21 protein-coding genes are annotated in these 24593 nt (G+C 70.4%); 13 read left to right on the forward strand and 8 right to left on the reverse strand.

Features of this window, described 5'->3' with window-relative positions:
* Both glcF and FHT26_RS21550 read left to right on the forward strand, forming a co-directional pair.
* Nucleotides 1-1257, forward strand: a complete 1257-nt coding sequence (gene glcF, locus FHT26_RS21545) for a glycolate oxidase subunit GlcF (RefSeq protein WP_168562153.1) — start codon at nucleotides 1-3, stop codon at nucleotides 1255-1257.
* Between the two features lie 144 nt (nucleotides 1258-1401).
* The gene (locus tag FHT26_RS21550; RefSeq protein ID WP_168562154.1) at nucleotides 1402-1605 is read left to right on the forward strand and encodes a CsbD family protein; all 204 of its coding nucleotides are present in this window, start codon (nucleotides 1402-1404) and stop codon (nucleotides 1603-1605) included.
* 247 nt (nucleotides 1606-1852) lie between these two features.
* Here FHT26_RS21550 and FHT26_RS21555 read toward each other — a convergent pair whose 3' ends face one another.
* The 3 genes from FHT26_RS21555 to FHT26_RS21565 all read right to left on the reverse strand — a co-directional run bounded on the left by FHT26_RS21555 (nucleotide 1853) and on the right by FHT26_RS21565 (nucleotide 6896).
* Nucleotides 1853-2830 (reverse strand): DMT family transporter, encoded by a 978-nt coding sequence (locus tag FHT26_RS21555; RefSeq protein ID WP_168562270.1) that lies wholly within the window; start codon nucleotides 2828-2830, stop codon nucleotides 1853-1855.
* Nucleotides 2831-2901: 71 nt separating this feature from the next.
* Nucleotides 2902-4233: an alpha/beta hydrolase gene (locus FHT26_RS21560; protein WP_246868032.1), complete on the reverse strand. Its 1332-nt coding sequence runs from the start codon at nucleotides 4231-4233 to the stop codon at nucleotides 2902-2904.
* Entirely contained in the window at nucleotides 4233-6896 is a 2664-nt protein-coding gene (locus tag FHT26_RS21565) for a tannase/feruloyl esterase family alpha/beta hydrolase (protein WP_168562271.1), read from the reverse strand. The genes FHT26_RS21560 and FHT26_RS21565 overlap by 1 nt, the downstream gene beginning before the upstream one ends.
* Nucleotides 6897-7059: 163 nt before the next feature.
* Here FHT26_RS21565 and FHT26_RS21570 point away from each other — a divergent pair, with 163 nt between their 5' ends.
* Both FHT26_RS21570 and FHT26_RS21575 read left to right on the forward strand, forming a co-directional pair.
* Nucleotides 7060-7986, forward strand: coding sequence for a LysR substrate-binding domain-containing protein (locus tag FHT26_RS21570; RefSeq protein ID WP_168562155.1), 927 nt, complete (start codon nucleotides 7060-7062; stop codon nucleotides 7984-7986).
* Nucleotides 7983-8963, forward strand: coding sequence for a Bug family tripartite tricarboxylate transporter substrate binding protein (locus FHT26_RS21575; RefSeq protein WP_168562156.1), 981 nt, complete (start codon nucleotides 7983-7985; stop codon nucleotides 8961-8963). Before FHT26_RS21570 ends, FHT26_RS21575 begins: the two co-directional genes overlap by 4 nt.
* On the opposite strand, the gene FHT26_RS21580 is transcribed toward FHT26_RS21575, so the two are convergent.
* On the reverse strand, nucleotides 8935-9789 hold the full coding sequence (locus FHT26_RS21580; RefSeq protein ID WP_168562157.1) for an AraC family ligand binding domain-containing protein: 855 nt from the start codon (nucleotides 9787-9789) through the stop codon (nucleotides 8935-8937). The two genes, FHT26_RS21575 and FHT26_RS21580, sit on opposite strands and share 29 nt — an antisense overlap.
* 27 nt (nucleotides 9790-9816) lie before the next feature.
* Between FHT26_RS21580 and FHT26_RS21585 the strand changes: the two genes are divergently transcribed.
* Nucleotides 9817-11040 carry a hypothetical protein gene (locus tag FHT26_RS21585; RefSeq protein ID WP_168562158.1) on the forward strand — a complete coding sequence of 408 codons (1224 nt, stop codon included), beginning with the start codon at nucleotides 9817-9819 and terminating at the stop codon, nucleotides 11038-11040.
* Nucleotides 11041-11076: 36 nt separating this feature from the next.
* Here the strand turns inward: FHT26_RS21585 and FHT26_RS21590 are convergent, their stop codons facing one another.
* Entirely contained in the window at nucleotides 11077-11331 is a 255-nt protein-coding gene (locus tag FHT26_RS21590) for a hypothetical protein (RefSeq protein ID WP_168562159.1), read from the reverse strand.
* 46 nt (nucleotides 11332-11377) lie between these two features.
* On the opposite strand from FHT26_RS21590, the gene FHT26_RS21595 reads away from it, so the two are divergent.
* From FHT26_RS21595 to FHT26_RS21605, 3 genes are all read left to right on the forward strand, one after another.
* Entirely contained in the window at nucleotides 11378-12616 is a 1239-nt protein-coding gene (locus tag FHT26_RS21595; protein WP_168562160.1) for a CaiB/BaiF CoA transferase family protein, read from the forward strand.
* A gap of 28 nt (nucleotides 12617-12644) precedes the next feature.
* The gene (locus FHT26_RS21600; protein ID WP_168562161.1) at nucleotides 12645-14420 is read left to right on the forward strand and encodes a sensor histidine kinase; all 1776 of its coding nucleotides are present in this window, start codon (nucleotides 12645-12647) and stop codon (nucleotides 14418-14420) included.
* A 305-nt stretch (nucleotides 14421-14725) separates the two neighbouring features.
* Nucleotides 14726-17392: a TonB-dependent receptor plug domain-containing protein gene (locus FHT26_RS21605; RefSeq protein WP_168562162.1), complete on the forward strand. Its 2667-nt coding sequence runs from the start codon at nucleotides 14726-14728 to the stop codon at nucleotides 17390-17392.
* A gap of 63 nt (nucleotides 17393-17455) precedes the next feature.
* Here FHT26_RS21605 and FHT26_RS21610 read toward each other — a convergent pair whose 3' ends face one another.
* On the reverse strand, nucleotides 17456-18652 hold the full coding sequence (locus FHT26_RS21610) for a hypothetical protein (RefSeq protein ID WP_168562163.1): 1197 nt from the start codon (nucleotides 18650-18652) through the stop codon (nucleotides 17456-17458).
* Nucleotides 18653-18664: 12 nt separating this feature from the next.
* A complete protein-coding gene (locus FHT26_RS21615; protein ID WP_168562164.1) occupies nucleotides 18665-19402 on the reverse strand; it encodes a helix-turn-helix domain-containing protein in 738 nt (245 codons plus the stop codon).
* Between the two features lie 131 nt (nucleotides 19403-19533).
* Here FHT26_RS21615 and FHT26_RS21620 point away from each other — a divergent pair, with 131 nt between their 5' ends.
* The 5 genes from FHT26_RS21620 (at nucleotide 19534) to FHT26_RS21635 (ending at nucleotide 23800) form a co-directional block, all read left to right on the forward strand.
* Nucleotides 19534-19983 carry a YiaA/YiaB family inner membrane protein gene (locus FHT26_RS21620; RefSeq protein WP_168562165.1) on the forward strand — a complete coding sequence of 150 codons (450 nt, stop codon included), beginning with the start codon at nucleotides 19534-19536 and terminating at the stop codon, nucleotides 19981-19983.
* A 29-nt stretch (nucleotides 19984-20012) separates the two neighbouring features.
* Nucleotides 20013-20441 (forward strand): hypothetical protein, encoded by a 429-nt coding sequence (locus FHT26_RS30100; protein WP_246868034.1) that lies wholly within the window; start codon nucleotides 20013-20015, stop codon nucleotides 20439-20441.
* Complete coding sequence (locus FHT26_RS30105) at nucleotides 20438-21217, forward strand: DUF2145 domain-containing protein (protein ID WP_349238194.1); 780 nt, start codon at nucleotides 20438-20440, stop codon at nucleotides 21215-21217. The genes FHT26_RS30100 and FHT26_RS30105 overlap by 4 nt, the downstream gene beginning before the upstream one ends.
* Nucleotides 21218-21267: 50 nt before the next feature.
* On the forward strand, nucleotides 21268-23157 hold the full coding sequence (locus FHT26_RS21630) for an MFS transporter (RefSeq protein ID WP_168562167.1): 1890 nt from the start codon (nucleotides 21268-21270) through the stop codon (nucleotides 23155-23157).
* A 130-nt stretch (nucleotides 23158-23287) separates the two neighbouring features.
* Nucleotides 23288-23800 (forward strand): pyridoxamine 5'-phosphate oxidase family protein, encoded by a 513-nt coding sequence (locus FHT26_RS21635; RefSeq protein WP_168562168.1) that lies wholly within the window; start codon nucleotides 23288-23290, stop codon nucleotides 23798-23800.
* Between the two features lie 32 nt (nucleotides 23801-23832).
* Here the strand turns inward: FHT26_RS21635 and FHT26_RS21640 are convergent, their stop codons facing one another.
* Nucleotides 23833-24567, reverse strand: coding sequence for a FadR/GntR family transcriptional regulator (locus FHT26_RS21640; protein ID WP_168562169.1), 735 nt, complete (start codon nucleotides 24565-24567; stop codon nucleotides 23833-23835).
* Between the last annotated feature and the right edge of the window lie 26 nt (nucleotides 24568-24593).

Consider the following 24593-nt stretch of genomic DNA (forward strand, 5'->3'; position numbering starts at 1 on the left):
ATGCAAACCAGGCTGTCCTCCGAATTCAAGGGAACGCCCGACGGCGATGCCGCCGAAGCGATCCTGCGCAAGTGCGTGCACTGCGGCTTCTGCACCGCCACGTGCCCGACCTACCAGCTGCTCGGCGACGAACTCGACGGTCCACGCGGGCGCATCTACCTGATGAAGCAGGTGCTGGAAGGCGCGCCGGTCACGCGCAGCACGCAGCAGCACCTGGACCGCTGCCTGACCTGCCGCAACTGCGAGAGCACCTGCCCGTCGGGCGTGCAGTACGGCGAGCTGGTCGAGATCGGCCGCCAGCTGGTCGATGCGCGCGTCGAGCGCCCGCGCGGCGAACGCGCGGTGCGCTGGCTGCTGAAGGAAGGGCTGACCTCGCCGCTGTTCGCGCCGGCGCTGAAGCTCGGCCAGGCGGTGCGGCCGCTGCTGCCGGCCGCGTTGCGAAACAAGGTGCCGGCGCGTGCCGGTGCGTCGGCGCACCGCTGGCCGACGCGCCAGCACCCGCGCAAGATGCTGCTGCTGATGGGCTGCGTGCAGCCGGCGATGGCGCCCAACATCAACAGCGCGACCGCGCGCGTGCTCGACGCCGCCGGCATCCAGACGGTGGTGGCCGACGAGGCCGGCTGCTGCGGCGCGATCCGCACCCACCTGGGCGACCGCGACGGCGGTCTCGACGACATGCGCCGCAACATCGACGCCTGGTGGCCGCTGGTGATGTCGAACCAGGTCGAGGCGATCGTGATGAACGCCTCCGGCTGCGGCGTCACCGTGAAGGACTACGGCCATGCGCTGGCGCGCGATGCGGCCTACGCCGAGAAAGCGGCGCACATCGCCGGGATGACGCGCGACCTCAGCGAGCTGCTGCCCGAGCTGGTGCCGCGGCTGAAGCCGCGCATCAAGCTGCGCGGCGACCAGGGGGGCCAGGCCGGCCCGCGCTCGCTGGCCTACCACCCGCCGTGCACGCTGCAGCATGGCCAGCAGCTGCGCGGCGGCGTCGAGACGCACCTGACGACGCTCGGCTTCGAGGTGCGCGTCGCGCCGGTCGAAAGCCACCTGTGCTGCGGCTCGGCCGGCACCTACTCGGTGCTGCAACCCGAGCTGGCGTACCCGCTGCGCGACCGCAAGCTCGGCCACCTCGATGCGCTGCAGCCGCAGGCCATCGTGTCGGCCAATGTCGGCTGCATCCAGCACCTGCAGAGCGGCACCGCGATCCCGGTGCGGCACTGGGTCGAGGTGCTCGACGAGGCCCTCGCCGCCTGAGCCCGGCCGGACCGGGCACCCACAAAAACGGACGGAGTTGTCCGACATCGAACGCGGCTGCGTCCGACAGACCTGCCCTGGCATGGCGCCGACACTGTGTTCACCGCAGCGCAATCCGCGCTGCCTTGAACAAGGAGCTCAGTCATGAACAAGGACCAGGTCAAGGGTCGTGTCGAGGACGTCAAGGGCAAGGTCAAGGAAGCCGCCGGCAAGGTGGTGGGCAATGACCGCCTGCGCGGCGAGGGCATTGCCGACCAGGTGGCCGGCAAGTCGCAAGCCACGTATGGCGATGCGAAGGAAAAGGTCCGCGACGCCGCGAAGGACCTCGCGAACCGCCGGGACGACTGATCCCGCGTGACCGCTTCCAGCCCGGCCGTGCGCAGCGCGACCGGGCTGTTTCCCCTCCAGACCTTTGCCGCATCATGAACATCGAAACCCTGCAAGCCGCCGAGCGCGTCAGCGCCTGGTACCGCAACCGCCGTGTCGTGACCACCGCGCACACCGCTGCGCTGGCCCCGACCCACACGATCCCGAGCGCCGATGCGCACGCCGCGAATGACGGGCCGCTGCCGAAGACACCGGCAGTCGCGCTCGCTCAGGGATGCAGCTCCGACGTCAGCTCGGCCGGCACCGCCGCCTTGCTGCGCAATGCCCACAACACCCCTGCGACCAGCAAGGCCACGCCCGCCAGCGTTTCGCTCTGAGGCCAGCTGCGGCGCAGCACGAAGGCATAGGCCAGCGCCGACAAGGTCTCGAACACGATCAGCTGGCCGGCGAGCGCGGTCGGCAAGCGCTGGCTGGCTTCGTTCCAGCACAGGGTACCCAGCCACGACGCGAACAGTCCGATCGCGAACATCAGCCCGATGAAATCGCCGGCCCGCGGGCCGAACGGCATCTCGAACGCATCCCCGCTCGCCATCGTCCACGTCCATGTAACGGCATAGCCGATCACCGCCAGCGGCAAGGTCGCAAGCCCTTGCGCGGTGGCCCAGCTGCGCGGGCTGCGGTCCGGGTGCGCGCGCAGCCAGTCGGCATTGCGCAACGGGTACCAGGTCCAGCAGACGACGGCCCCGAGCGCGAGCAGCGCGCCCAGCGCATAGCGTGCCAGGTCGGCTTGCGGGTCGGCGCGCAGCTGCGCGATCTCGACATGGTTGACCAGCGCGATGCCCGCGCCGATCAGCCCGAGCGACGGCAGCAGCCGCGTCCAAGCGATCGGCGCGCCGCCGCTCGCGCTGCCGCGCAGGTTGGCGCTGACCGCGATGACGACCGGCAGCGTGCCGATGATCATCGTCGGCAAGGGTCCGCCGGCGCGCTGGATCGCGCTCGCGAGGAACAGGTAGTAGACGACGTTGCCGACCGCGGCGAGCTTCAGCGCCTCGATCCAGTCGGCGCGGGTCAGCTGCGACAGCCGCGCGCGGTCGAGCCAGCCGAGCGGCAGCGCGATCAGCCCGAACGCGAGGTAGCGGCCGAAGGACTGCAGCGCCGCCGGGAACTCCGGCAGCATCAGCGGGCCGACGAAGACCAGCCCCCACATCAGGCCGGCGGCAAGGGCGAACAGGGTTCCGGTGAGCAGGCCAGGGGTCGTCATCCGCGCAGTGTCGCGCGCCGGGGGCCGCCGGGTCTTGTACGAGATTGCCGTCGCGTTCAGCGCGTTGTCCGCGCCGGCACGCGCGACGACAGCGGCGACGGGCGGTACTCCGGTCGGAAACGGCAACCGGCACCGAAGCGCGCCTCGCCGGCCGCGCACAGCCTGGCCACGCCCTCGGGCGACGGCCGCTCGCCGTGGTCGATCCATTGCAGCAGCGCCGTCAGCAGCGCCGGGTACTCCGGGTCGCCGAGGTAGCTGTGCTCGGCCTCGTCGCTGAAGGTCTGCACCAGCCACGACGACGCGCCGGCCGCATCGACGATCTCGCGGTACGCGCTCTCCAGCTCGACGAAAGCCGTCGGATCGTGGATCGCATGCAGCGTCAGCACCGGCAGGCGCAGCTTGCCGCTCGGCCGGCTGTCGGCGGCCAGCGCGGCCACCGCCTGCGGGTCGGCGGGGTAGCGCAGCACCTGCTTGTTCAGCGCCGCATCGTCGGCCGAGCCGCTGTAGACCACCTGCGCATTGCCGAACGGGTTGCGGTTGCCCAGCCGCTTCTGCGTCAGGTCCTGGAACAGCCAGGTGGCCCACTGCAGGTGGCCGAGCAGGCTGCGCTCGGGGATGTGCACCACCGACAGGATGGTGTGCAGCCGCGCCGCCTGCTCCGGCGTGCGCTGCGCGGCCGGCAGGCCGATGCCGGTGCATTCCTTCACGCGCGCGGCCAGCTCGGCGCGCGTCAGCGTCGCGTCGGGCGGCAGGCCCTGCCACAGCGGGTAGGCCGGCTCGTCGGGCTTCGGATGGTTGCGGCAGACCTGCTGGTAGACCACCCGCAGGTCGAGCCGGAATTCATACGCGTTGTTGCCGCCGCCGAGCACGCCGCTGGTCAGCAGCACGCCGTCCCAGGCCGGCGGCCCGACCAGCTCGGCGACCTTCGCCGCGACGCCGGCGCCGTAGCTCTGGCCATGCAGCACGGTGCGGCGCGGCTTGCCGAACTGCGCGATGAACAGCTGGCGCAACCGCTCGGTGTCTTCGGCGGCCATCGTGACCCCGTAGCCGCCGCGCCGGTAGGTCGACCCGGCCCAGGCGTAGCCGGCCTTCACCATCACCGCCCAGCGCTGCAGGTCTTCGGCGCCGCGCGCCAGCGTCGGCGTGCCGAGCTCCGGCCCGCCGTGCGCGTGCACGACCAGCACCTGGTTCCAGTCGGCCGGCATCGCGATCCAGTACAGCGCGCCTTCGGCATCGCGACCGTGGTAGCAACGGGCATCGGTGGGCAGGCCGTCGGGGCAGGGCGCCGATGTCGGCTCGTCGGCGCGCGCCGCCGGGCCGAGCGTCATCAGCGACGCGACGAGGGCAGCCCGCAGGGCCCGCCCGACATGACGCGCGTGGTTCGTCATCAGTTCCGCATCCCGAGTTGGTAGACCGCTCCGCTGCCGGACGACACGAAGCCCATCACGCCGGCATTGAACACGAAGTTGCCGGCGACGGCACCGCTGCTCTGCGCGACCCCGAGCACCGGCGTGTCGTACGCCAGCGTGCCGGCCGCGCCGCCGAGGCCGAGGCTCGTGCCCGACACCACCGCCTCGCCAGCGCTGCCGTCGCTCGCGACCAGCGCGAAGCGGCCGTCGGCCGTGCCGGCCGCGAGCGGCGCCTGCGGCGCATACAGCCGCAGCCCGTGCGCGCCGGACGGGTCGCGCACCAGGAACAGCGGCACCGTGCTCGCGCCGACCTGGCCGAAGATCACCGAGCCCGACAGCGTGCCGCCGGTGGTGGTGGCACCGCCGGTGGCCGCGGTGGTGTACAGGTCGAACGCGTTGCGCGCGGCGTTGTAGCTGACGTAGCCCTTCGCGGTCGACGTGCATGCGGCGTCGTAGGTCATGAAGCGGCCGCTGGCCGGATCCTGGCAATGCTGGAAGGTGCCGGCATTGCGCACCCGCGACGACGCGGCATAGACGCTTGCGACGCCATCGGCGCCGTACTGCACGCCGGCCACGTCGAAGATGTTGGCGACCGGGTTGAACACCGCCGGCGTCGCGCCGTTCTGGAACGTGGTCTGGAACGCCACCAGGCCGATGAACGAGGTTCCGGTCGGTGCGGCGACGCCGCCTTGCAGCACGCCGCCGGTGCCGAACGTGAAGTCGGCACCGCTCTCGTTGCTCGAGAACACGCAGTTGCCGCGCGCCAGCAGCGTGCCGCTGCGCTGCGTGCCCGCCGCGCGCTGCCCGCTGGCGTCGATGGTCACGGTGTAGGCGAGCGTCGCCGGGTCGAGCGACACGCTGAGCTCCTCGCCGAACAGGTCGCCGCCCTTGTAGGTGGTGGCAGTGCCCGGCAGGTTGGGACAGGCGAGCGGGTCCACGGTCTCCTGCACGCAGCTGTAGTTGGACGCGGCGTCCAGGCTGCCGCTGCCCTTGTACTTCGGCCACGCCGGGAAGCGGCACAGCGGGCGCGTGCGGCCGGCGGTCGCGGCGACGGTGTCGGTCACCATGCCGGTCTCGGGTGCCACGCCCTGCTCGACCCAGTTCTCCAGCGCCGCCAGCGAATCCCAGCTCGGGATGAACACGCCGGTGCCATGGCCCATGCCCGGCACGGTGTAGAAGCGGATACCCTGCTCGACTGCCGCATCGCCGACCGTCGCCTTCACGCGGGCGACGTAGTCGATCGTCGAGTTGTTGCTGATCACCTCGTCGGCCAGGCCGTGCAGCAGGATCAGCCGGCCGCCGTGCGCGAGGAACGGCGACAGGTCGGGATCGAGCGCGTCGGTCAGCGCCGAGACCGCCGCGATGCGCGCCGCCCAGGCGCCGGGCGCGACCGGGTCCAGCGTCAGCGTATCGAAGCCGGCATCGCGGGTCACGAAGTACTTGGCCCACTGGTCGCCGGTGACGAAGACGTTGGCATCGGCGGTGGTCGCCGGATTGCCCGGCACGGCCCGCGTGCCGAGGTCGCGCGAGGTGAACGGCCCGGCCACCAGCGTGCCTTCGAGAATGTTGTAGCCGCCGGCACGCGCGGTGCCATGGGCCAGCGTGTAGCCGCTGAACTCGAGCGGCGATTCGATCGTGCGGATGCTGGCGAGCTGCGCGTCGGACAGGCAGCTGTCGCCGGCGTCGCTGCCGCCGGCGCAACGCAGGGTCGCGAGGATCTGCGGGTTCAGCCGCCGGCAGCTCTCGACGTTGCTGACGATGCCGTCGGCGGCGCCGTCGAGCTTGTCGCAGGCGGCCAGCACGGTCTTCTGCACCAGCAGCGTCTTCGCGAGGTTGACCCAGCCGGCGCCGCCGTTGGCGTACAGCGCGCGGCCCACCGCGACGTTCGACAGCCGCGTGCCGCTGTAGTTGAGGGCCGGCTCGTTGGCGACCACGCCGTCGTAGTCGGCCGGCCAGCGCTGGATGTGCATCAGCGCATCGCGCCCGCCGGTCGAGGTGCCGAGGAAGTAGGCCTTGTCGGGCGCCGCGCCGTAGCGCGTCTTCACCAGCAGCATCGCGACGTCGTGCGTCTTCTTCAGCGACTGGCCGCCGTAGTTCGCCAGCGCCTCGTCGTTGGCGGCGAAGCTGCCGTCGGTGATGCTGCTGCTCTGGTGGCCGCCGTCGTCGCCGAAGGTCGCGTAGCCGAGCGCGAGCGGGGCCGGTTTGCCGGTCGGCCCGAAGCGCAGCGGCTCGGTGCCGTCGATCAGCGTGCCGTTGAAGCCGCCGCCGCCGAAGTGGATGGCCTTGTGGTTCCAGGTCTCGGGCAGGTTGACCGCGAAGCGGATCGCCGGCGCCTGCGGATCGACCGGCAGGATGCTGCCGCGCACGCGGCAATGGGCACCGAGGCTGTTGCCGGCGGCCTCGGCCGCGACGGGTGTCGCGCTGTCGACCACCGCGCCCTGCGTCGGCAGGCCGATCTGCGCGGGCGCGATCTGCAGCCCGGCGAGCGCTTCGCACGAGGTGCCGGCGGCGACCGGCGGGCCGGCCGGCACGCTGCCGTCGTCGCCGCCACCGCCGCAGGCGGACAGCACGAGCGCTGCGGACAGCGCGACGGTCGAAAGAAGAAGGGAAGGACGGATGCGTTGCGCGACGCGTCCGCCCATGCGACGGCCTGGGCCCATGGTCTTGTCTCCGGTCTGAGGCCTCGAGGGCCTTCTGGTTGATCAGCGCCGCTGACGATAGGGGTGGGCCCGACCTGCGGTCAAATAAAATAACCAGGCCCTCCCGATACGAAAAACATATGGAGATGACGATGGAGACAACGCGATGGAGCTGAGGCAGCTGCGCTATTTCGCGGCCGTTGCGCAGACCGGCCACCTGACGCGCGCGGCCGAGCTGCTGGGCATCCAGCAGCCGCCGCTGAGCCAGCAGATCCACACGCTGGAGCGCGAGCTCGGCATGCCGCTGTTCCGCCGCCATCCGCGCGGGATGGCGTTGACCGATGCAGGGCGGCAGTTCCAGGTCGAGGCGCTGCGCCTGCTGCAGGACATGGAGGCGATGTCGCAGCGCATGGCGCGCGTCGCGCAGGGGCAGGAGGGGACGCTCGCGATCGGCTTCACCAGTTCGGCGGCGGCACACCGCTTCATGCCGGAGGTGCTGCGGGCGTTCCGGCGCGCGCACCCGAAGGTCGAGCTGCAGCTGCGCGAGGACAACGCGGCCGAGCTGACCGAGGCGCTGCCGGCCGGCCGCCTGCACTGCGCGCTGCTGCGCGTGCCGGTCGCGCGGCCGCCGGGCCTGCACTTCGAGACGCTGCTGCGCGAGCCGGTGATGGCCGCGATGCCGAGCGACCATGCGTTCGCAGCGCCGCCGAAGCGCGGCAGCGCCGCGCGGCCGTTGACGTTGGCGCAGCTGTGCACCGAGGGGCTGATCCTGGTGCGCCGCCCGGGCGCGCCGGGGCTGTACGCCGAGCTGCTCGCGCTGTGCCACGAGAAGGGCCTGCGCCCGCGCATCGTCGCCGAGGTCGACCGCATGATGACGAACCTGAACCTGGTGGCGGCCGGCGTCGGGCTGTCGGTGGTGCCGGCGTCGATGACCGGCGCGCATCCGCATGCGATCGCGTACCGCCGGCTCGCCGGCTGCGGCTCGCTCGATGCGCCGCTGACGCTGGTGTCGCGCGTTGACGACGACAACCTGCCGGCGCAGCGCTTCGCGGCACTCGCGCGCGAGCTGGCACCGCGGCAGGGGGCGGCATGAACGCGACCCGTCGGCAGATCGTTCGCGCTGCATTGGCGCTGCCGGCTTGCGCGGTCGCGGCGGCACCGCCGGCCGCGCCGTGGCCGTCGAGGCCGGTGCACCTGATCGTCGTCTACCCGCCGGGCGGTGTCAGCGATGCGATGGCGCGCACGCTGGCCGAGCCGCTGGCGCAGGCGCTGGGCGTGCCGGTGGTGGTCGAGAACCGCGGCGGCGCCGGTGGCGCGCTCGGGATGGAGGTGCTGGCGCGCGCCGCGCCGGACGGCTGCACGCTCGCGTTCTCGGCCGTCTCGCCGCTGACGCTGCAGCCGCTGCTGGCCGGTGGTCCGCGCGACCTGCTGGGCAGCGTGATCCCGGTGGCCGGCGTGATGAACACGCCGGTGCTGGTGGCCGGCACGCCGGCGTTCACCGGCCACAGTTTCGGCGACCTGATCGCGCAGGCGCGGGCGCGGCCGGGGGAGCTGCGCTGGGCCACGTCGGGCATCGCGACCAGCGGTCACATGGTGCTGGCGCAGACGCGGCTGCAAAGCGGCGTCGACATCACGCACGTGCCCTACCAGGGTGGTGGGCCGCAGATCAACGACGCGCTCGGCGGGCAGTTCGAGGTGTTGTCGACGAACGTCGCGGCAGCCCAGTTGCAGCTGCTGTCGGCCGGCCGGCTGAAGGCGCTGGCGGTCGGCGCGCCGACGCGGCTCGACGCCTTGCCGCAGGTGCCGACGCTGGCGGAGCTGGGGTATCCGCAGGCCAACATCGGTTCGCTGTTCGGGCTGTTCGCGCCGGCCGGCACGCCGGCGGCGGTGGTGGCGCGGTTGAATGCGGAGGTCGGCCGGTTGCTCGCGAGCGATGCGGTGGCGTCGCGGCTGCGGGAGTCGCACAACCTGCCGGCCGGTGGCACGCAACAGGATTTCGCGCGGCAGATCGCGGCGGAGCGGCGGCGCAACCAGGAGCTGGTCAAGCGGTCGGGGGGATTGCTGTCGTGATCGCGCGCGTCTGCTGCTGATACCGCGCCGGCGTCACGCCATACATCCCGGCGAAGCGACGCGTCAGGTGGGCCTGGTCGGTGAGCCCGTTGTCGGCCGCGACCAGCGCCGGTGCGATGCCGGCCGACAGCTGGCGCTTCGCGCGCAACAGCCGCAGCGCCATCAGCATCTGGTGCGGCGTCGCATGGTGCCGCGCCTTGAAGCGGCGCTGGAAATGGAACGGGCTCAGCCCCGCCGCCTGCGCCAGGTCGGCCAGCGTCAACGGGTCGGCCAGGCGGTCGTGCATCAGGTCGATCGCGCGCTGCAGCGGCGCGTCGCACTCGCTCGCGCGCTCCGGCCGCCCCCGGCGCGCATGCGGCTGCACCGCCTGCACCAGTTCGAGCAGCGCGCCATCGAACGCGAGCGCTGAATCGGCCGTCCACAGCGCCTGCAGGGCCGCACCGGCCCGCTGCGCGCTCGCCGCATGCCGCAGCACCGGCTCGGCGAACGACCAGTCGGCCTCGCCGCCGACCTCGCGCAGCAGCGCGGCATCGACATAGGCCATCCGGTAGCGCCAGCCGTGAACGGTTTCGGCGCGGCCGGTGTGCAGCACGTCGGGGTTCATCACCACCAGCGACTGCGGCGGCGCCAGGTGCTCGCTGCCGCGGTAGCGGAAGCGCTCGACACCGGCATCGATCACGCCGAAGCCGTAGGCATCGTGCGTGTGCGGCTCGAATGCGTAGCGCACGATGTGCGCGCGGTACAGCTCGATGCCGCCGCGGTGCGCGGGTTGCTTGAACTGCGCACGATCGCTGGCGTGCTCGAAACGGTCGGGGACGGCTTCCACCGCGCGATGATGGCATGCTGGGCGGCGATGAGTGCCTTGCCCGCCCTGCCGCTCCACCCTGCCGACAGCCTGCGCGTGTCGGACCGGGAGCGCGCGACGCTGGCGCAGTTCGTGGCGCTGTCGATCGTGCTGCACGTGCTGGCCGTGATGTGGGTCGGCACGCAGACCGGCCGGCCGAATGAGGGTGCCGAACCGCGGGCCGACGCGTGGGGGCCGCTGCGGGTCACGCTGGCGCCGCCACCGGCGCCACGCGCGCCTGTCGCGCGCGCACCGACGGTGCCACCCGCTCCGCGCGCCGTCGTCGCGCCGCGGCCGGTCCCGGTCGCGAAGGCCGCGGCACCGGTGACCCCGCCGTCGCCACCGCCGCCTCCTCCGCCGCGCGTCGAAGCACCCCCGCCACCCGCGCCGCCAGCCCCGCCGAAGGTCGAGGTCCGGACGATGCCGGCACCCGTGCCGGCCGCGCCGCGCATCGACCGCGCCGCCCCCGTGCCGCCACCCGTCGTGGCCGACGCCGCCGCATCCGCGCCCGAGCCGGCGGCGTCGCAGCCGCTGCCGCCCCCACTGGCACCTCCCTTGCCGCTGCCGGCAGCGCCCGCCGCACCGCCGATGGCGATGCCGGTTCCGACACCGGTGCCTGCGCCGCCGCCCGTCGCGATCCCGCCAGCCGTGCTCCCGCCATTGCCGGAGCTGGTGCCCGAGCCGATCCGGCAGCCGGTCCCTGTGGAGGTGGTGCCGCCGATTCCGATGCCGACTCCGGCACCTGCACCTGCACCTGCACCCGCTCCTGCTCCGGTCCCGGCGCCGGTCCCTGCACCCGTCGCCTCTCCGGCCCCCCCGGCCCCCGCGCCCGAGCCGGCGCTTGCGCCAGCAGCGCAAGCCGCCCCACCGCCGACACGGCGCGTCAGCCCCGGCACCACGGCCGAGCCCACCACCGCCCCGTCACCTGGCGGTCCGGTCGCGAATCCGACCCACGACACCGGCCGCGACAACAGCGCCCCGGCCGGCGCTCCCGGCGAGCCGAAGCTGAACCTGACCGTGCCCGGTCTGCGCAGCCGCGGCAGCAACTTCGGCGGCGCGGCACCCGGCGTGCTGCCGCTGCTGCCGCCGCCGCCCGAGCGCAAGGCCAAGATCACCGAGGAACTCGACAAGGCCGGCCGCGCCGACTGCCGCAACGCCTACAGCGGCATGGGCCTGCTGGCCGCGGTGCCGCTGGCGGTCGATGCGGTCAAGGGCGGCGGATGCAAGTGGTAGAGGAAGCTCGCTGCCTGCCACCCGGCTTCGACAGGCTCAGCCCGAACGGCGGGTGAGGCTCAAGCTCGAACTGTGGAAGGCGCCGCCGACGCGCGCGTCGACTTCCGCCTCGGGCGAGAAGAGACCCTCGACGCCGGCCTTCGTGGTCCAGCTCTCCCATACCGCCGCCAGCGGCGCGGCCACCACCACCTCCTTGTCGATCGCGCACTCGGCAGCGGCGGCATCGCCGACGGCGGCTGCGAACACGGTGGTCCACAGCAGCGCGCATGAGGCTGCAACGACCAAGCGCATGGCTTTCTCCGGTGATTCGGCGGCGCCAGACACTACCATCGCGGGCATGTCCGCTCAAGCGCCCTCACCCGCGTCCGCCCACCCCGGCCCGCTCGCCGGCCTGAAGGTGCTCGAACTCGGCCAGCTGATCGCCGGTCCGTTCGCCGCGAAGACGCTGGCCGACTTCGGCGCCGACGTGATCAAGGTCGAGCCGCCCGGCAGCGGCGACCCGCTGCGCCAGTGGCGCCTGGTGCACGAAGGCACCAGCGTCTGGTGGGAAGTGCAGTCGCGCAACAAGCGCAGCCTCGCGCTCGACCTGAAGCAGCCCGAGGCGCGCGACATCGTGCGCCGCCTCGCCGCCGAAAGCGACGTGCTGATCGAGAACTTCAAGCCCGGCGTGATGGAGGCCTGGGACCTCGGCTACGAGACGCTGTCGGCCGCCAACCCGGGCCTCGTGATGCTGCGCATCAGCGGCTACGGCCAGACCGGGCCCTACAAGGACCGGCCGGGCTTCGGCGTCGTCGCCGAAGCGATGGGCGGGCTGCGCCACCTGACCGCCGAGCCGGGCCGCGTGCCGGTGCGCGTGGGGGTCAGCATCGGCGACACGCTGGCGTCGCTGCACGGCGTGATCGGCATCCTGATGGCGCTGCAGCACCGGCATGCCAGCGTGTCGGCCGACGCGCCGAAGGGGCGCGGACAGGTGATCGACGTCGCGCTCTACGAAGCCGTCTTCAACTGCATGGAGAGCCTGCTGCCCGAGTACAGCGCCTTCGGCACCGTGCGAGAACCCGCCGGCTCGGCGCTGCCCGGCATCGCGCCGAGCAACGCCTACGCCTGCCACGACGGCTGGGTGCTGGTGGCCGGCAACGGCGACAGCATCTTCAAGCGGCTGATGGCCGCGATCGGCCGCGACGACCTCGGCCGCGATCCGGCGCTGGCCGGCAACGCCGGGCGCGTCGCGCGGGTCGCCGAGATCGATGCGGCGATCGGCGACTGGGCCGCGCCGCGCCGCGTCGCCGAGGTGCTCGACGCGCTGCATGCCGCGCACGTGCCGGCCGGGCGCATCTACACCGCGCGCGACATCGCCGACGACCCGCACTACCGGGCACGCGGCATGCTGCAGCGCGTCACCACCGCGCTCGGCCTGTCGCTCGAGACACCGGGTATCGTGCCGAAGCTGAGCGCAACGCCCGGCTCGATCCGCCGCCGCGCCCCGTCGCTCGGCGAAGACAGCGACGCGGTGCTGCGCGAGATCGGCGTGACCCCCGAGCAACTGGCCGCGCTGCGCGAGCGCGGCGTTCTCTGATTCGCGCCTCTGAACCGGAGCGACCCTGATGCAAGAGCGCCCCCACCGCAGTCCCGTCGTGCTGGTCCTCGCCTACCTGGTGGTCGGCACGGCCTGGGTGCTGCTCTCCGAGCATGCGGCGCTCGCGCTGACCAGCGACCCGCGCCAGCTGACGCTGGTGCACACCATCCAGGGCCTGCTGTTCGTCGCGATGTCGGGCTGCCTGCTGATCATGCTGCTGCGCTCGCTGGCCACGCGCGCCAGCACCGAAGACACCGTGCTGCACGAGATCGCCGTCAGCTACGAGCAGATGTTCCACGCCAATCCGCAGCCGATGTGGATCTACGACGCGCTGTCGCTGCGCTTCCTCGACGTGAACGGCGCGGCGATCGCGCAGTACGGCTGGTCGCGCGAGGAGTTCCTGCAGATGACGCTGGCCGACCTGCGCCCGCCTGAAGATGTTCCGGCGATGGAAGCGCAGGTGCGTGCAGCCCGCGCGCCCGATGCGGCCGGCGTCACGTCGTCCGGCCCGTGGCGCCACCGTTGCAAGAACGGCCGCGAACTGCTCGTGCGCGTCAGCGCGCACAGCCTGCAGTTCGGCGACCGCAGCGCGCGGCTGTGCCTGGTGAGCGACGTGACGGCGCAACAAGCGCTGGCCGCCGAGCGCGAGCAGATGATCGCGCAGCTGCAGCACTCGCGCGAATGGCTCGACGCCGCGATCGACGGCGGCCGCATCGGCCTGTGGGCGCGCGACATGCGCAGCGACGTGCTGACGCTCGGCGGGCGCTGGGCCGACCTGCTCGGCACGACGCCGGCCGAGTTCAACGCGCGCTTCGGCGAGATCGCCACCCACAGCTTCGAGACGCTGTGCCACCCGGACGACCTGCCCGGGGCGAGGGAGCGCTTCCGCGCGTTCCTGCGCGACCAGGGCCAGCCGTATGCCGACGAATACCGGCTGCGCCATGCCGATGGCCGGTGGGTCTGGGTGCTCAGCCGCGGCCACGTCGCCGAGCGCGATGCCGACGGCCGCATCCTGCGCATGGTCGGCAGCTTTGCCGACATCACCGACGTGAAGGCGGCCCAGGCGGCACGCGAGCAGCAGCACGCGGCAGAGCAGGCGAACGCGATGAAGTCGCAGTTCCTCGCGCGCGTGAGCCACGAGCTGCGCACGCCGCTGAACGCGGTGCTGGGTTTCTCGCAGCTGCTGCGGCTCGACACCGCGACGCCGCTGCACCCCCAGCAGCTCGAGCGCGTCGACCACATCGAGCGCGCCGGCCAGCACCTGCTGCGCCTGATCACCGACCTGATGGACCTGAGCAAGGTCGAGGTCGGCGCGATGGACATGCACAGCGTGCCGGTCGACCTGCGGGCGCTGGCGGACGAGGCGCTCGCGATGGTGGCAGGCGACATCGCACAACGCCGGATGCAGCTCGAGCGCGCGTTCGACCCCGAGCTGCCGCCGGTGCTGGCCGATCCGCTGCGGCTGAAGCAGGCGGTGCTGAACCTGCTGTCGAACGCGATCAAATACGGTGCCCCCGGCGGAACCGTCCGGGTGACGCTGCACCGCGCCGAGGCAGGCGCACTGCAACTGGCAGTCTGGAACACCGGCCCGGGCCTCAGCGACGAACAGCTCGCGCGCCTGTACGAGCCGTTCAACCGGCTGGGCCGCGACACCGGTGCCGAGCCCGGCAGCGGCATCGGCCTGGCGATCAGCCGCCAGCTGATCGAGAGCATGGGCGGGCGCATCGACGCTCGCAGCCAGCAAGGCGCCTGGGCGGAGTTCACGCTCACCCTGCGCAGCGCGCCGGTGCCCGCCGCGGGCTGACCGCCGCGCGCGCCGTCGGCGCCGCATCCGACGCGCGGCCGCGCTCCGGCCGCTTCGAACCATGTCGTGGCCCACCACTTGCTTTACCGTCTGTCACACGGACGTCATCAACACATACCTGTTTGTGACGGACTGAACAGCTGCGGTTTCCCCGGGCTCACAACCGGGGCCGCTCTGCGCACGATGAGGGCAGAGGCAAGGGGCCGGCCGATGGACCGACCCTGCGCACATGGCGGCAGCGGAGGGATCCTTTCGCTGCCTTTGTTTTGGCGCCAGAGATCCTGGCACTTGATCGAGGGATGCGAATGTTTCGCTTGAAGTACATCAGCGCCACCGTCATGGCGCTGTGCGCCGCCGGCTCTGCGCCGGTCTGGGCCCAGTCCGACACCCCGGCCCCCGAGACCCCGGGCACCGCGCAGAAGACGCTGCAGCGCGTCGAGGTCACCGGCTCGCGCATCAAGCGCATCGATGCCGAGACCGCCTCGCCGGTGCAGGTGATCACGCGCGAGCAGATCGACCGCTCCGGTGCGCAGTCTGTCACCGAGCTGCTGGGCCGCCTGCCCGCGAGCAACGCCGGCAACTTCAATTCGAATGCGGTCGCGAGCTTCACGCCCGGCGCTGGCGGCGTCTCGCTGCGCGGCCTCGGTGCGCAGGCCACGCTGGTGCTGATCAATGGCCGGCGCATGGCACCGTACGGCTTCGCATCGGGCGGCCAGCAGTCGTTCTTCGACATCAATTCGATCCCGCTCGACGTCGTCGAACGCATGGAGGTGCTGCTGGACGGCGCGTCGGCCATCTACGGCTCCGACGCGATCGCCGGCGTCATCAACGTGATCCTGCGCAAGAACTACAACGGCCTGTCGCTGTCGGGCTCGGGCTCGCAGTCGGGCTACCACGACGGCGCCTCGGGCAAGTTCAGCACCACCTGGGGCAAGGGCGACCTCGACAACGACAAGTACAACTTCTTCCTGAACTACTCGCACGAGCAGCAGAACGCGGTGAAGGCCTCGGCGCGGCCGATGACCTCGACCGCCGACTTCCGGCGCTTCGGGCTGACCGACCTGCGGTCCACCTACGGCTACCCGGGCAACCTCTACTCCACCGGCGGCGCGTTCCTTGCCCCGATGCCGGGCTGCACGCCGCTGAACGACCCGACGGCGGCCGCCAACGGCCGCTGCATCTACCAGGGCACCGATCACCAGGATGTCATCCCCGAAACCAAGCAGGACGCGCTGTTCGGCGCCGGAACGCTGGACCTCGGCGGCGGTTTCGAGCTGTTCGGCGATGCGCTGTTCGTGCGCAACAAGTACAACGGCGAGTCGCCTTCGTACAGCAGCTCGACCTACCAGTCGACCGGCACGCTGCCCAACGCCTACATCACGCTGCCGGCCAACCACCCGCAGAACACCACCGGTGCCGACGTGGCGTTGCGCTACCGCTTCATGGACGTGCTGCACACCACCGAGGTGACGGCCGACACGTCTCGCCTGGTGTTCGGGGGACGCGGCGTCATTGCCGGCTGGGACGCCGAAAGCGCGCTGATGTACTCCGGCACGCATGCCCGCGTGTGGACCAACGGCCTGCTGAACGATTCGGTGCTGATCGGCGGCAACGTGCTCGATGCCAACGGCGTCGCGAACCCGAACTTCATCTTCGGCAACCCGGGCGCGAACAACCCGGCGCTGATGGCCGCGCTCTACCCGACGCTGCACGATGAAGGCAAGACCAAGACCACGTCGATCGACGTGCGCGGCTCGCGCGAGCTGATGAAGCTGCCGGCCGGCGGGCTGGGCCTGGCGATCGGCGCCGAGTTCCGCCGCGAGTCGTTCAAGAGCACGCCGGACCCGCTGACCGCCAACGGCGACATCAGCGTGCTGGGCGGCTCGTCGTCGGACGGCAGCCGCAACGTCAGCGCGTTCTTCGCCGAGCTGTCGGTGCCGATCACGAAGTCGCTCGAAGCCTCGCTTGCCACGCGGACCGACCGCTACAGCGACTTCGGTTCGGCCACCGTGCCGAAGGCCGGCATCAAGTGGAAGGTGGCGTCGAACCTCGCGCTGCGGGCCACCTATGCCGAAGGCTTCCGCGCCCCGTCGCTGACCGAGACCACGCAAAGCCCGTCGACCGGCTTCTATTCGCTGCGCGATCCGAAGCTGTGCCCGGACCCGAGCGACACGACCAACCCGCAGTGCGATGCCTCGATTCGCGCGATCTCGGGCTCCAACCCGAACTTGCAGCCCGAGAAGTCGAAGAGCCTGACGGCCGGCATCGTGTTCGAGCCGAGCGACAACGTCTCGTTGTCGTTCGACGCGTACAAGATCAAGCGCCGCGACGAGATCGCGTCGATCGATCCGGACTACCTGCTGGCCAATGAATCGACCTACCCGGGTTACGTGCAGCGCGATCCGGTGACGCAGGAGATCCAGCAGCTGAACCTGCAGTACACCAACCTCGGCTCGACCAGGGTGTGGGGCTACGACATCGAGCTGAAGGCGCGCCAGGACCTCGGCTCGGCCGGGCGCGTCGGCCTGACCATCGTCTACAACAAGATGCCGCGCTACCTGGTGGCCAACGTGAAGGACGCACCGGAAGTCGACTATGCCGGCACCTACAGCCAGCCGAAGGAACGCTTCAAGGCCGGCATCGACTGGGACATCGGCGACTGGTCGACCACGCTGACCGGCAACTACACCGGCGGCTTCCTGCGTGCCTTCTCGCCGGCCGACCTGAGTTGCCCCTATTCGGGCGGGGCACACCCGGAACTGTGCCGCGTGAAGGCCTGGTCGACGGCCGACCTGTACGTGGCCTACAAGGGCATCAAGAACCTGACGCTGAGCGTGAACGTCGACAACATCGAGAACCGCGAAGCACCGCTCGACGAGAACCGGGTCACCCGGTACTTCGCGTACAACGCGGGCTACCACAGCCAGATGGGCCGCAAGGTCACGCTGGCGGGCAAGTACACGTTCTGGTGATGCGAAGCGGCGCCAGCCGCAACTGCAACTGCAGCGAAGGGGGCCCGCGAGGGTCCCCTTTTTTCATCGGGCGCCGACCTTCTTTTTCGATTCGATTCCGGCACGCGCTCGTTCGAACCCCGGACCGCCGCTGACAAGATCCGTGATCATCACGTTCTGGCAATCGGATTCGTACAAGAGGCAAAGCCGCCGCCGATCGCTGCTGTAGTCGATGTCCGCCGACAGGGCCTTCAGCAGGAGCTGGACAAATGCTTTCGCTTCGAGGCCGCTGTACCGATACGACGCGATGTAATAGACGAGACCGCAGTCATAGGGTTCACGATAGAAAGTCGTGTGGCCACTGAGCTTCTGCAGCCAGGATGTCTCGGAGTTGTGCTGCGCGCACTCCTGCAACGCATTCCTGACGAGGCCGTCCTCCTGGTGGGCGTCGATGAGGCCCGACTCGCGAAGAACGAACAGCTTCAGGAACTCCGCGCTTCCTTCCGTCAAATATCTGCCATACGGATTCTCGAACAGCGATGGGTGTTGCGCCTTGTGCGCCAACTCATGCGCGTACGTGCGTGAGAAGACGTCGGCAATGTCTTCGGGCAGCGGGTTCGGATTGTCGTAGGTGATGCGAATGAGGTTGAGCGCGTCGCCGCCATACCCGAAGTATTTCCCCTGGTTGTGAGTCAATGCCACAACCGCGCTCGTGGACTGAACCGCCTCGACGCCGAGATCTTTCCTGTAGTAGTCCGAGATCACCGGGAAGGCGTGTTTCAACCGACGCACTGCGGGGCCCGGGATGGCGCGGTCGAAGTACGCCGCATCAGACATGTCGGGATCCGATTCATTGGTGAAAAAGACGGATTTGTAGAAAACGTCGCGCCCATCGATCCGGAGCTTTCCGCTGTACGACTTGCCGTCCCACAGGATCCGCTTGCCCTCGATTTCGAAGGTCACGTCGCCGCAGGAATCGCCGGGATGGAAGTAGGGAAGGTGCAGGTAGATCCCACCTCCCTGCCGTGCAGCGACAAGGTACTTGCCCAATTCCTTTTCAGAATTGAGTCGCCTGAGGAAGACACGATCCGATTCCTTGCGAAAGCCCGGTGAATCGCCGTACACATCGGCCGGAAGGCCGGCAGTGCAAGCCTCATTCCCCGGGATCAGCACAATCTTCACATCGTCCGACACCTCGGAGAGGCGCACCACCATGGCGGCATGGGCGCAGCCTGTGACGAGGGCAAGAAGAACACAGGTCCGCTGGATTCGTCTGATCATGGTCTGTGGGCCTCACGCCTCGCGCTTGAGATCGCGGAACGCCGCGAACAGCCACGACCGCATGCCGACCACCAGCGTGTACGCCCGCCGCTGGTCGGCCGGCAGCTTCTGGTCGGCCAGGTGCTGCTGCGCGAAATCCTGCCCGACGCGCTGCAGCCGCTCGACGAAGCTCGCGGCCAGGCTGGTGCCGATCTGGCCGTGCACCAGCATCATCAGCTCGCCCTCGCCGTCGAAGCCGCTGTTGAAGTAGTCGTCGGCCACGTGATCGCGGAAGAACGCCATCACCGGCCCGTTCGGCCGCCAGCGGAAGGTCTTCGCCACCTGCAGCCGGTAGCGGTTCATCGGCCGCAGCTCGATGATGCCGAGCCGGTCGAGCTGCAGCAGGTAGCGCACGCAGTCGGCCTCGCTGAAGGTGTAGGTGCCGATCATCTGCTCGTAGGTCCACTGGCTCATGCAGCAGATCGCCAGCAGCAGCAGCCGGCGGTCCGCCACCACCGCCTTCTCCTGCTCGAGCGTCAGCTCGCGGCGCAGCGGCTGCGCATCGGCGATCTGGCGCGCCAGTTCGGCGAAGTCCATCTTCAGCACGCGCAGCACGTCGTCGATGCGCGACAGCGGCATGTCGCCCTTCGCGAAGATGCGCTTGATGCTGGATTCCGACATGTCCAGCTCGTCGGCCAAGCGGGCGTAGGTGATGTCGGCGCGCTTCAGCTCGGCCTTCAGCGCCTGGACCAGGTCCTGGGTGGTGCTCATCTCGACCTTCAAAAAGTATCGCCAGACGATACCTGATGGCCATGCCGCCGCAACCCCTCCTGGGAGGGATTGAACTTCGGTTCGGAACGAATGAACATCCGCTCCGTCATCCACCATCCATCGAGAGTTCCATGCAAGCCACCCTGATCCGCAAAGACACCAAGGCCTGGAAGGCCCAGGTCTGGATCTCGTTCGGTACCGCCGCGACGCTGTGCGCGACCGGCCTCGCCTACCTGCCCGGCGAAGACATCCAGCGCGCCTTCATGGTGATGGGCTACGTGTTCTGCCTGTCGACCGCGTTCGCGCTGGCCAAGTACATCCGCGACAACGAGCTGCGCAAGAACGACACGCCGATGTGGGGCTTCGTCGTGTGGGGCGGCTTTGCGCTGGCGATGGCGCTGACCGGCTGGGGCCTGTGGCGCATGGACATCAACCCGACCTGGAAGGCCTACCTGGGCGTGTGCTGGCTGTTCCTGATCTCGAGCGTGTTCACGCTGGCCAAGACGCTGCGCGATGCCCACGAAGCGGCGCTGGCCGAAGCCCGCCGCGACGGCATGCGCTCGATGCGCGAAGCCGAGTGAGCGCCCTTTCCTCTCCACCGGAGACGACCATGAAGCCCCTTCGACAACCGGCCCTGCATGCCCTGATCGCGGCCAGCCTGCTGGCCGCCGCTGCCCCGGCGGTGCATGCCCACCCGCCGAACGCGTCGGACGCCAGCGCGCTGTCGCTGCTGCCGATCGCGATCTCGGTCAGCGCACCGGTGACGCTGCTGTCGGCCGGTGCGGTCCTCAGCGTCGTCGCGGTCGAGGCCTCGGCCGACGGCGCGGTCTGGGTGCTCGAACGCGCATCCGACGGCGCCCGCGCCAGCCTGCGCCTGTCCGGCCAGTTGGCCGGCGCGATGTCGGTGGCCGCCGGCACCACGGTGATGGTCGCGGCGATCAGCACCGGCTGGGTGCTGTCGGCGGCCGGCCAGGCCATCGCCTTCATCCCGAACGAGATCGGCAAGGCACTGCTCTACAACGAGCGGGTCACGCTGTGAACGCCCGGGCGGTGCTCGCGCTCGCGCTGCTGGCCGCGGCGCCGGGCGCCCAGGCCGGCCGCTCGTGCGAGCGCAGGCTGCCCGACAGCCGCAGCGTCGAACGCGCGATGACGCTGGCCGAGCACACCGCGCAACGCCTGGACGCGAGCGGCGCGCAAGTGGTGCTGCTGGCGCGCGTCGGCCAGAACCTGAGCGAGTACGGCCAGCGCTACTCGCACGTCGGCATCGCGTACCGCGACACCCCCGGCGCGCCATGGCGCATCGCGCACAAGCTGAACCAGTGCGGCACCGCGAAGGCCGCGGTCTACCGCCAGGGCCTCGGCGAGTTCTTCCTCGACGACCTGTACGACTACGAAGCCGGCCTGGTCGTGCCGATGCCCGAGGTGCAGGCCCGGCTGCTGCCCGCGCTGCGCGACAACCGCCGGCTGGCCCAGCTGCACACGCCGGCCTACAGCATGGTGGCCTACCCGTGGGCGCAGGCCTATCAGCAGTCGAACCAATGGGCGATCGAGACGCTCGCGGCAGCGCAGGAACCGTCGATCTCGACCCGCCCGCAGGCCCAGGCCTGGCTGCGCGAGCACGGCTACGTGCCGGACACGCTGCACCTGTCGGCCTTCCAGCGGCTCGGCGCGCGCATGACGGCGGCCAATGTCGCGTTCGACGATCACCCGAATGCGAAGCGATTCACCGATCGCATCGAAACCGTCACGGTCGACTCGGTCTTTCGCTGGATGGGCCGCAGCGGACTGGGCGGCGCGGTCACCGTTGTGCGGTAGATTGCCCGGCGGCGCACCAGACGACCACCCGACAACCACCAGGAGACACCGTGGACCCCCACGCGCACCCCAACCAGTTCGCGCTGCTCGGCCAGCGCCGCTTCGCGCCGTTCTTCTGGACGCAGTTCCTCGGCGCCGGCAACGACAACCTGTTCAAGTTCGCGTTCACCGTGCTGGTCACCTACAAGGTGCAGGTGTCGTGGTTGTCGCCACAGCTCGCCGGGCTGGTGATCGGCGCGCTGTTCATCCTGCCGTTCCTGCTGTTCTCGGCCACCAGCGGGCAGCTGACCGACAAGTACGACAAGACGCGCGTGATCCAGCTCGTCAAGTCGCTCGAGATCGCGATCATGCTGCTGGCCGCGTGGGGCTTCTGGGCCACCAACGTGCCGGTGCTGCTGGCTTGCGTGTTCCTGATGGGCCTGCATTCCACGCTGTTCGGCCCGGTGAAGTTCGCCTACCTGCCGCAGCACCTGGGCGAGCGCGAGCTGACCGGCGGCAACGGCATGGTCGAGATGGGCACCTTCGTCGCGATCCTGCTCGGCCAGGTGGCCGGCGGGCTGCTGGTGGGCATCCCCGAGGTCGGGCGCCACTACGTCGCGATCGGATGCGTCGCGGTCGCGCTGCTCGGCCGGCTGACCGCGCAGTACGTGCCGCCGTCGCCGTCGACCGACCCGGGGCTGAAGATCAACTGGAACCCGGTCACCGAGACCTGGCGCAACCTGAAGCTCGCGAACCAGAACGTCGCGGTGTTCCGCTCGCTGCTCGGCATCTCGTGGATGTGGTTCTTCGGCGCGGCCTTCCTGTCGCTGTTCCCGGCCTTCGCGAAGGAGGTGCTGCACGGCGACGAGCAGGTCGCGTCGCTGCTGCTGGTGGTGTTCTCGATCGGCATCGGCACCGGCTCGCTGCTGTGCGAGGTGGTGTCGCGCCGGCATGTCGAGATCGGCCTGGTGCCGCTCGGCGCGATCGGCATGAGCATCTTCGCGATCGACCTGTTCTTCGCGTCGCGCGGGCTGCCGCCGTCGGCGCAGCTGTCGCTCGCCGGCTTCGTCGCGGTCAGCGCCCATTGGCGGGTGATGGCCGACCTGGCGCTGCTGAGCCTGTTCGCCGGGCTGTACAGCGTGCCGATGTACGCGATGATCCAGCTGCGCTCGCAACCCAGCCACCGGGCCCGCATCATCGCGGCCAACAACATCCTGAACGCGCTGTTCATGATCGTCAGCGCGGTGCTGGTCGGCGCGCTGCTGAAGGCGGGGCTCTCGATCCCGCAGGTGTTCCTGATCGTCGGCGTGCTGAACGCGGTCGTCGCGTTCTACATCTTCCTGGTGGTACCGGAGTACCTGCTGCGCTTCATCGCGCTGATCGCCACGCGCTGCATCTACCGCTTCAAGGTGCGCGGCGACGAGCACATCCCGCTGAAGGGCCCGGCGATCCTGGTGTGCAACCACGTCAGCTTCGTCGACGCGGTACTGCTGATGGCAGCCAGCCCGCGGCCGATCGCCTTCATCATGGACCACCGCATCTTCAAGCTGCCGGTGCTGGGCTGGATGTTCAAGCTGGCCAAGGCGATCCCGATCGCGCCGCAGCGCGAGAACGCCCAGGTCTACGAACAGGCCTTCGAACGGGCACGCGCGGTGCTGGCCGACGGCGAACTGGTGTGCATCTTCCCCGAAGGCGCGATCACGAAAGACGGCCAGCTCGGCGAGTTCAAGGGCGGCGTGATGAAGCTGCTCGAAACCCACCCGGTGCCGGTGATCCCGCTCGCGCTGCAGAACCTGTGGGGCTCGTTCTTCTCGCGGGTGGAGCAGGGCGGCGCGATGGTCAAGCCGTTCCGGCGCGGCATGTTCAGCCGCGTCGGCATGGTGGCCGGCCCGCCGCTGGCCGCCGGCGACGTGACGCCGGACGGGCTGCGCACGCGCGTCGGGGAGCTTCTCGCCAGTTGAGCTTGGACCGCAGAGAGGCGGGCCGAGCGCCGGGCCGCCCCGAGCCGGGCGAGGGGCTGTCATCCTCCGGGCACACCGATTGCCCCTTGGGTCTTGCATCCTTCAGCTCGACCCATACCTACAAGCCGCCATGAATCTTCCGAACCTGTCCTTCCTCGGCCGCCGCGGCAACGACTGGGATTTCCAGGCCGTGTGGCCTTCGCTGCAGCGCGCTCGTCATTGCATGGTCACGACGCGCCTGAACAGCGGCAACCCGCACGCCGCCCGGGTGCGGATCTCGATGACCTCGGGGGATGGCCCGCCCCACGTCTGGCTGATGGTGCCGCGCGACAGCCGCCTCGCGCACGACATCGAACTGGATCCGAGCCTGACGCTGTCGTTCAGCGAACCGCGCTCGCAGCAGCTGGTGCATCTGACAGGCGAGGTCGCGCTGGTCGAGGCGCACCACAACCCGGTCTACCTGCACCCGAGCGTGCGCCATGCGCCGGACCTGACCGTCGTCGAAGGCGAGCAGGATTTCGTGATGCTGCGGGTCGACATCCCGAGCGACCAGCGCCCGCGCACGCAGATGGACAGCGGGCGTCCGGCCGACTTCAGCATCTCGCGGCCGCAGCCGTGGTCCGAGACGATGCCGTCGGCCTGAATCTGCGGAGTTGATTCGCCCGGGCCGCGCGCTCAGCGACCCGCGACGATCGCCCGCGAGAAGGTCTTGCGCACCGTCGCCAGGTGCCGCCGCATCGCCTGCCGGGCGGCCGCCGGGTCGTGCGCCGCGATCGCTTCCAGCACGCGCCGGTGATCGTCGACCGCGGCCACATGCAGGCCGGGCGTCGTGAACAGGGTTTCCATCCGCTCCTGCATCGGCGTGTAGCGCTGGTCCCACAGCGTCGTCACGATGAACAGCAGCGCCGCGTTGCCGCTGGCGCGCGCGATGCCGAGGTGGAAGGCCCGGTCGCCGTCGTGCAGCAGGGGGTTGCGGGCATGGTCCTGCACCATCTGGTCGAGGCTGCGCTGCAGCGCCTGCACGTCCTGCGCGGTGGCATGGCGCGCGGCGAGCGCGGCGGTCTCGGTCTCGACGACCAGCCGCGCCTCCAGCAGCTCCAGCGGGCCGACCGGCGGTTCATCGGCCGGGGTCACCACCGCGGCACCGGCCGCCGCGGCCTTCGGCGCCGACGCATCGAGCACCTGCACGCCCGCCCCGACACGCACCGACACCCGCCCCTGCACTTCCAGCGCGATCAGCGCTTCGCGCACCGAGGCCCGGCTGACGCCCAGCTGGTCGGCCAGCTCGCGCTCCGGCGGCAGGTAGCTGCCGATGCCGAAGCGGCCGCTGTCCATCGACTCGCGCAGCACGCCGGCGATGTGCTGGTACAGGCGCTTGGTCTCGATCGGCGGCAGTCGCTGGTGGCTCATCGGTCGATTTTCCCATCAGGGTCAAC

The sequence above is a fragment of the Rhizobacter sp. SG703 genome (assembly GCF_012275445.1).
GTDB lineage: Bacteria > Pseudomonadota > Gammaproteobacteria > Burkholderiales > Burkholderiaceae_C > Rhizobacter.

Coding starts and splice junctions, on each gene's coding strand:
- glcF (WP_168562153.1), top strand. CDS start 1: ATGCAAACCAGGCTGTCCTCCGAATTCAAGGGAACGCCCGACGGCGAT.
- FHT26_RS21550 (WP_168562154.1), top strand. CDS start 1,402: ATGAACAAGGACCAGGTCAAGGGTCGTGTCGAGGACGTCAAGGGCAAG.
- FHT26_RS21560 (WP_246868032.1), bottom strand. CDS start 4,233: ATGACGAACCACGCGCGTCATGTCGGGCGGGCCCTGCGGGCTGCCCTC.
- FHT26_RS21565 (WP_168562271.1), bottom strand. CDS start 6,896: ATGGGCGGACGCGTCGCGCAACGCATCCGTCCTTCCCTTCTTCTTTCG.
- FHT26_RS21570 (WP_168562155.1), top strand. CDS start 7,060: ATGGAGCTGAGGCAGCTGCGCTATTTCGCGGCCGTTGCGCAGACCGGC.
- FHT26_RS21575 (WP_168562156.1), top strand. CDS start 7,983: ATGAACGCGACCCGTCGGCAGATCGTTCGCGCTGCATTGGCGCTGCCG.
- FHT26_RS21585 (WP_168562158.1), top strand. CDS start 9,817: ATGAGTGCCTTGCCCGCCCTGCCGCTCCACCCTGCCGACAGCCTGCGC.
- FHT26_RS21590 (WP_168562159.1), bottom strand. CDS start 11,331: ATGCGCTTGGTCGTTGCAGCCTCATGCGCGCTGCTGTGGACCACCGTG.
- FHT26_RS21595 (WP_168562160.1), top strand. CDS start 11,378: ATGTCCGCTCAAGCGCCCTCACCCGCGTCCGCCCACCCCGGCCCGCTC.
- FHT26_RS21600 (WP_168562161.1), top strand. CDS start 12,645: ATGCAAGAGCGCCCCCACCGCAGTCCCGTCGTGCTGGTCCTCGCCTAC.
- FHT26_RS21605 (WP_168562162.1), top strand. CDS start 14,726: ATGTTTCGCTTGAAGTACATCAGCGCCACCGTCATGGCGCTGTGCGCC.
- FHT26_RS21610 (WP_168562163.1), bottom strand. CDS start 18,652: ATGATCAGACGAATCCAGCGGACCTGTGTTCTTCTTGCCCTCGTCACA.
- FHT26_RS21615 (WP_168562164.1), bottom strand. CDS start 19,402: ATGAGCACCACCCAGGACCTGGTCCAGGCGCTGAAGGCCGAGCTGAAG.
- FHT26_RS21620 (WP_168562165.1), top strand. CDS start 19,534: ATGCAAGCCACCCTGATCCGCAAAGACACCAAGGCCTGGAAGGCCCAG.
- FHT26_RS30100 (WP_246868034.1), top strand. CDS start 20,013: ATGAAGCCCCTTCGACAACCGGCCCTGCATGCCCTGATCGCGGCCAGC.
- FHT26_RS21635 (WP_168562168.1), top strand. CDS start 23,288: ATGAATCTTCCGAACCTGTCCTTCCTCGGCCGCCGCGGCAACGACTGG.
- FHT26_RS21640 (WP_168562169.1), bottom strand. CDS start 24,567: ATGAGCCACCAGCGACTGCCGCCGATCGAGACCAAGCGCCTGTACCAG.